At 39.1% G+C, this 7,522-nt stretch carries 5 protein-coding genes and 1 pseudogene; 1 reads left to right on the forward strand and 5 read right to left on the reverse strand.

What is annotated here, in order from left to right; all coding sequences use genetic code 11:
• Positions 1-937: single-stranded-DNA-specific exonuclease RecJ (locus tag ACLOR3_RS04955; protein WP_412037037.1), on the reverse strand; the 937-nt coding region annotated here is incomplete at its 3' end.
• Between the two features lie 578 nt (positions 938-1,515).
• Here ACLOR3_RS04955 and ACLOR3_RS04960 point away from each other — a divergent pair.
• On the forward strand, positions 1,516-3,522 hold the full coding sequence (locus tag ACLOR3_RS04960) for a Cna B-type domain-containing protein (protein WP_412037038.1): 2,007 nt from the start codon (positions 1,516-1,518) through the stop codon (positions 3,520-3,522).
• A gap of 221 nt (positions 3,523-3,743) precedes the next feature.
• Here ACLOR3_RS04960 and ACLOR3_RS04965 read toward each other — a convergent pair whose 3' ends face one another.
• From ACLOR3_RS04965 to ACLOR3_RS04980, 4 genes and pseudogenes are all read right to left on the reverse strand, one after another.
• The gene (locus tag ACLOR3_RS04965; protein WP_411400236.1) at positions 3,744-5,102 is read right to left on the reverse strand and encodes a hypothetical protein; all 1,359 of its coding nucleotides are present in this window, start codon (positions 5,100-5,102) and stop codon (positions 3,744-3,746) included.
• 195 nt (positions 5,103-5,297) lie between these two features.
• Complete coding sequence (locus tag ACLOR3_RS04970; RefSeq protein WP_411400235.1) at positions 5,298-5,576, reverse strand: hypothetical protein; 279 nt, start codon at positions 5,574-5,576, stop codon at positions 5,298-5,300.
• A gap of 166 nt (positions 5,577-5,742) precedes the next feature.
• Entirely contained in the window at positions 5,743-6,909 is a 1,167-nt protein-coding gene (locus ACLOR3_RS04975) for a hypothetical protein (protein WP_129822153.1), read from the reverse strand.
• A 307-nt stretch (positions 6,910-7,216) separates the two neighbouring features.
• Positions 7,217-7,522 (reverse strand): annotated as a pseudogene (locus ACLOR3_RS04980) (hypothetical protein); the annotation flags it as partial.

Below are 7,522 nucleotides of genomic sequence, written 5' to 3' on the forward strand. Positions count from 1 at the left end.
CAATTTCTAGCGCTTCTTCGTCATCAAAACCTGTCAAGAGTTCAACCGCTGGATTTGGGTCATCTAAGCGCCCCAGCGCATTGAGACGAGGGGCAATCTGAAAACCAACTGTTTCTTCATTTACATCTTGAGGGGCGATGGAGGCCAGCTTGAGCATTTCCTGGAGACCGATCCGTTGGGTTTGACGAAGGACACCAAGGCCATACTTGACTAGGATGCGGTTTTCATCTGTCAGACTGACCATATCCGCAATGGTCCCAATGGCCACCAAATCAAGGAAATCTAGGGGCACCTCTTCTAGGAGGGCACAAGCCAACTTAAAGGCAACCCCGCATCCTGCTAGGTGCTTGAAAGGATAGTCGGCATCTGGATGCTCGGGATGAATGATGGCATAGGCATCGGGCAAGACTTCTGGCATGGCATGGTGGTCTGTCACGATGACATCTACTCCCATGCTTTGGGCCAATTCAATGGCTTCGTGTCCAGCTACCCCATTGTCCACCGTGATGATGAGGGAAATCCCCTGCTGTTCGATAAAGTACTTGTAGACACTGGCATTGGGACCATACCCATCTGTAAAGCGGTTAGGCAGATAGACGGCTACTTCCGCCCCCATCTGCTCCAGGGTTTCCTTCATGATAGAAGCGGCCGTCATCCCGTCTGCATCATAGTCTCCGTAGATCAGGATCTGCTCATAATCTTCGATGGCCCGTCTGATGCGCTCCACTGCCTTGTCCATATCGTGAAGCAGGTAGGGATCATGCAGATCTTCTAGCCGAGGTTCAAGAAAACGATCCAGCGCCTCTTCCGTCTGGATCCCTCGTTCTCCCAGTAACTTGGCTGCAGATGCTTCTAATCCTCTCTTCTTTGCTTGCGCCAAAAAAGTATCATCTGAAAAGGGCGCAGCAAATTGCCATTCATATTTTGACGTGATCATCTCGGTCCTTGTCTCCTGTTTTTCTTATCAGCATATTATAACATGAAAGCCGGGAATCCGGAAAATGAAAGCTAGCTTTGAATCAGTAGGGGTAAAATCTTCTATCCAAGGTCATAAAAATCAAGCTTAGCCCAGCTCCCAAACTGCGTCTGTTACAAGTCTTCTTCCAATCTTTTCAATCTTTTTAACCTACGAAAAAACCTCCCAATAAAAAAATCCTACTATTTTTTATTATTTAGATACAAATTACTTGACACTGCAAAGGATTGTAATATAATATAAGAGGCCTAAAATTATAGGGAAACAAAGCGATCGGTTTTTCAGCCGTCTTGGTTTGAAACTCTTGACTTTATGGCCCTTGGAGTTATTAATTCTGTGTGTGGAAAGGACAATCAGTTTTTTATTTTAAGCTGTCACAGTCGACTTTCGCTTTTCTCTGGCTACAACGATGGTCTCTACCATTCAGTCCTAGCAGAAAAACCGTCATAAACATCTAGCCGACTTTTTGTCGGTATAGAACTGGACACGCTTAAAATGTGTGGAAAAAAAGTGATATACTTCCAAACCAGGAAAAAGGAATGGAGGAACAAGTGAAAACTTTCTATAAAAAATTATTCGCGTTTGTAGCAATGATTAGTGTAGTTGCTCTTGGCTTGTCAATCATTAAGCCAGTTTCTGCAGCAACTGTTACACCAACCATTACAAACCTTAAAGCAGATACATCTGGTCAAAAGGTCAATTTTTCTTTTGACTGGGACTTAACAGGTATTTCTGTTAAGGAAGGTGATACGTTTACCATCGACGCTCCAGAAGGTGTCAATATCACCAAACTTGCAACGGAGTCACTTCAAGCCAACGGTGCTGAAGTAGCTACCTTGTCGATGACAGACAAAAAGATTACTTTTACCTTTAAAAAAGCAATCGAATCCATGAACCAAAACGTTAAGGGTGGTTTCTCATACCAAGCTGTGTGGGATAGCACTCCAGGAAATCCTGGAAACAAGACTGCCACTTCTAAAGTCGGTTCAGAATCTGTCATCATTACACGCCCTGATGGACCTGGTGTATTTGAATCTGTTTTGAACAAGTACAACCTTACTGGTGACTATGTAGCTAAGCAATTCAAATTAGATGCATCAGAAAACTATGCTTGGATGAATGTTGGAGATGACTATTACCTTACAAAATGGTTCATCCGTATCAACGGAGATGGTAAAAAACAAGCCATCACAAATCCTGTTGTATCAGATAAAATCCAAGCCCCAGCGGTAGATTACTCAAAAATCACTTTTGCTCCAGCTGCCAATCACGCTGCAAGTGAATTCTTCGTTGGAACTTACTTGAAACCATCCTTCACATTGAGAAAAGGTGGACAAGTGGTTGCTTCAGGATGGGACTTCTGGAAACATGTGACATTTGATCCAGATGGTAATGGATTTACTGTGAACTTATCAGATGTTAGCGATGTCTTCAAAACAGCTTCAGATGAAGAAATCATTGTTGAATACCAAACAATCATTCCTAAAACAACTATCCGTGTTGACAACAACGCTACTTTGACAGCTGACGAAATCACAACACCTCAAACAGACCCAGCCTTCTGGAACAACAATGAGTTGAAATTCTGGGTATCTGGTGACACAACTGTGACCGTTCAGAAAGAATGGGTTGGCGATGAAGAAGCTGACCGTAAAGATATCACTGTTCAATTGTATGCTGACGGCCAAGCCTTGGAAGGGATGACACAAACTCTTACAAAAGCTTCTGGTTGGAAAGCAGAATTTACTAAATTACCAGGTATCAAAGACGGTAAGAAGATTGAGTACTCAGTAGTGGAAACAAATACACCTGAAGGTTACACTTCTAAAGTTGAAAAAATTGATGATGCAAACGTGATTAAGGTCGTCAACACATCAAACAAACCAACTACAACGACTACAACAACGACAACTACAACGACAACTACAACTACAACGCCTGAGACTCCTGCTACAACTGTTTCATCAGAGGAGCCTAAGACTACAGTAACTACTACGCCTGAAACTCCTGCTACAACTGTTTCATCAGAGGAGCCTAAGACTACAGTAACTACTACACCTGAGACTCCTGCTACAACTGTTTTATCAGAGGAGCCTAAGACTACAGTAACTACTACACCTGAGACTCCTGCTACAACTGTTTCATCAGAGGAGCCTAAGACTACAGTAACTACTACACCTGAAACTCCTGCTACAACTGTTTCTACAAAGGAGCCTAAGACTACAGTAACTACTACGCCTGGAACTCCTGCTACAACTGTTTCATCAGAAGAGCCTAAGAATAAAGTAACTACTACACCTGGAACACCACCTACACCATCTACAACACCTGAAGGACCTAGTACAACACCTAAAGGACCTAAAAAGAATGGTTCTACTACCACTACAACTGAAAATCCAACTGGACCGAATGCTGGAGGCAATAGTGGCGGACGTAAGAAACTTCTTCCAAGTACAGGTGAAGTTGTCGCAACAGGTCTTGTTCTTACAGGAGTATTGGTCTTGGCCGGTGCCGTTGTATTGAAACGTAAAATGACTGATAACTAATTCAGTTCAGATAACTACTATTAGCTTGCACTAGCTCCACCTCCTAGTCACTAATAGCACGAGAGAGAATCACATTCTCTCTCTTTTTTATGGACCTATGACGATAGAATAAACTAGAAAACCAAGTCCTACCTCATTCTCATTTTTCTGTCCTAGAGGTTATATAAAAGAGCCTGTGAAAACTTCACTAGGCTCTTTTGTATCTTCACTTATATTCCAGTCTATTTCATATATGGGAAAGTTTCTATTATTTTCTTTCTTAATTTTTCATTTTCTATCTTTTCAATATTGAGGACCTTTTGAAATTGGAGCACATCTTGAATCACATGTTCTTGCCCATCTTTTGAAAACTCGGCGGGAATGGTTAAATTTTTAAAAAGATCTCTCCTTATGTATCCTTCTGGTGTTTCTTCGTAAAATATATTCATAAGAGCTAACTCAAAATTAGTACTGTTTTTTTGAGGCTGAGATTTAAAGTATTGAAGAAATTCTTCTTTATTCTGAACAAGGTGCCCTTGCACATCTATTGAAAAATCAGCAGGAAGCGTGAAATCTTCAACAAATGAGTTATAAGGACTTGTTAGTAATTCTAAAAAGGAGAGACGAAATTCTACATCTTCCTCGCCTAAGAAATACAAAACGGAGCGATAGTGATTTTTCAACATCTGATAGGCCTTTGGATAGGCTGCTGCTAGAGATATTTTGTATCTTTCAGTCTCCCTAAAACTTTGATTAAACCTAAGTTGTAATCCTCTAGAAATATAGTCATTTCCTCCGAAACCAGATAATCTCGTTTTTGGCATAAGAGCGAATGGATGTCTATTCTCAAGTCTCTGTTTTGACTCCGTTTTAACTTCTTCAACACTTTTACCAGAGGAACTCTTTTTAGATATTTTTCCTGTTTTTGCATCAATCAGCCCCTCCTCAACCGGATACTGTGAAGTCTCGTTAAACCCCTCCGTAACAACTTTCATAGTTCCATTTTCAATCACTGCTTTTGATTCCTTGGGTGCTAACATAGTAATAAGAAAGTAGGCTTCATTATCCTCTGTTTCATATATTTCTCCTGAAATATCGAGTGGGATATATTTCTTATTATAGTCACGCACCATTTTAAAGACATCATAGGTTTTAGGTTTTAGTTTTCGATCCTTCGTGTCGTATACATCAATCAACCAATACTCCCCTTCTTTGGGCTCATTGTAGCTTAGATAAGGCGCCGAATCTGGTGCAGTACGATAGCGTGAAAACTTATCACTACTCGCTTTTAACTTATAGCTTTCTTGCATGATATAGCGCTCACCACTTGCACCATTAGGTGTATTAAGTTGGTACGCAAATTCTGGTTTACCTTTATTAACTTCTTCAATTAATTCTCTCTCATCACCATCGTCCCATTCGATAACTAGTGCTTCCCCATTATGAATAAATTCATAGTCCTTAATTACTGGCCTCGGTTTCCATTGAACATACTGACGCAATTCTCTTATACGAATTTGTTCTTTGATAGAAGAGATCGATCCAACCACCACGACGAATAAAGTAAATAAAAACAACTTTGACTTAAATAACTTGGACATAAACAACTCCTCCTATTCACTAGCTCCTACCAACTATTTTACCATGATTCTTATAAAGTGTCAGTGGTTGAAAAAAAGGATTTCTACTCTTGGAAATCCTTGCATTATGTGAATACTGTCTGATAGAAAAACTCAAAGTAAACAAACATGAGACTGGACCTACTCTGTCCATCAATTCATTGCTAGAAGTATTCCTTATTTTTGAATAACCCATTTCGCATCACCATAAACGACTCTAAAAGGTCCATCCCCATCTGTTAAATAGTTAATTTTATAGTTAATTTTATAGTTAGCTGACTCCCCCGCCTCAAGGACCGTTGGCTGGACGTCATTTAAAGTATTATTCAGCATATAAGCAGATTTTCCTTGGCCATCATAGAGTTCGACATTGAAATAATTCGAGGTATTTGAAACGGTTAGATGAGTTGGATTTGATATGGTTACTTTTCCATGAAGATCATTTTTGTTACACACTTCTGTGACAACCTCTTTGGCTTTTTGTAGTCACTAGGTGTCATGCACTTACAGCTAGTGACTACAAAGGCAAGAAAGAAAAAGCAGAAACCCCACCAATAGTTTGGAATAGTTGGATTTCATAACCTAACCTCCTTATGAAATTTACAAAATGCGTGTTCTCATTTTAGTTCTGATCGGAACTCTCTTTGAAATATTTGAAAAACTCTTCTTTATTCTTTACAACATGCTCTTGACCATCTTTTGAATATTCTGCTGGAATCCTGTAATTGTAAAATAATTTTGAAGTATCCGAACCTCCCATTGGATAGAACAGCTCTAGAATAGATATATCAAAGTTGAGATCTTCTGTTCCAAGAAAGTATAGGTAGGCTTCCTCACCCTTTTCATAGTCTCCATCTGTTCTTTCATTATGCCCCTTACTTAAAATAGAATAGACTTTCGGGTAAGTAGACTTTAATGGAATCGACTCGTTTTCATAATCTTTTATTTTATATCTTAAACGTGAATCAGAAAAAGAGATTTTCGAATCAAAATTATAATTAGGATTAGGATTAGATTCAAAGGGATGAGTTACTTTATAGTTTTTTTCATCATCATCTCGAAGTTGATCATACTCTTTTCCTGATGATGTTGTAAGTGAAATCTTTCCTGTTTTAACATTCATTAAGCCGACTTGGGTATTGTATTCCGTCTCCACATGAATGTCTCCTGGATCAAACACATATTTAACTTTCGATCCTACTAAAATACCGATAGAAAGATAGGTTTCTTGATCATCCTTATCATAATATAAAGAGCCAGTATTTGTAGCCAATGGAAGATAATCTTTATTGAGATCTCTTACAATTTTGAACATATCAAATGTTTTCTTTTTTATTCTATTATCTGAAGTGTCGTAAATATCAATAAGCCAGTATTCTCCTTTTTCCGGTTGCTTACTCCTATTATTGATACTATCGATACCAGAACCACCGAGAGTTTTATACTTTCTATAACGCCCAGGAGTCCAAGCATCTGTTTTTAACTTGTAGCTTACTTGTGCAATATAATTTCCACGATGACTTCCCTCTATAGGTCTCTCTACACTAATTTCCCTATCGTAATCTTGTGCCTCTAGAGCCTCAGCTAATTCTTTTTGAGTTTCCCATTGGATTGCAACTGCTTTTCCATCTCCTATAAATTGAGATTCAACCAGTTTAGGACGAGGTTTCCAACTGATAAATTGTGTCAGTTCCCGTTTATGAAGTTCATGCTGTATTTGCAATCCCCCGATTAGTAGGATAAAAATCAACAATAGATAAAACTTAAATGATTTCAAAATCTTCTTCATTCCATGGCCTCCTAATCTCACACTCATTTTACCATCAATCCCCTCTTTTGTCAGTCAAATATATAATAGAGAGTGGGACAGAAATCGGTAATTCGTTAGAATTCGATTTCGTCGTCCCACCTCCGCACAGTTGAGTAGGGCTGTAAAAGCTGATGAAATCAGCGTAATAGAGCCCACTCAACCACTGCGTCTTGCTCGATAATCCAAAGACAATGGAGAGGCTAGGACTTTTGTCCCAGCCTCCATTTAAGTAGCATTATAAAAATAGATTTATTAAATCTTATTAGGATACCCAAGAAGTCTCATTTTAGTTTTGATCCTCTAGTTCATCCTTTTGATCTTCATAAAAAACAACTTTACCATCTTTCACTTTGAAGGAGTAACTGAGCGTGTCTTCCGAATCATCTTTATGATTGGAATAGTAGAAACTATAGGAACCATTCGGTAGTTTGCTCGCATCTAGCTTTTTAGCTGCTTCTTCTAGGTCTTGCTCCTTAACGGACACGGCATCATCTACATAAATGGTCATACGGATTAACTCCTGATCGATCAAGGTTTGAAAAGGAATTTGATAGTAGCCGGCAAAGTCTTTTTTCCCTTCTTTGAGATTTTG

It is taken from the genome of Streptococcus intestinihominis, from assembly GCF_046824975.1.
Taxonomy (GTDB): Bacteria; Bacillota; Bacilli; order Lactobacillales; family Streptococcaceae; genus Streptococcus.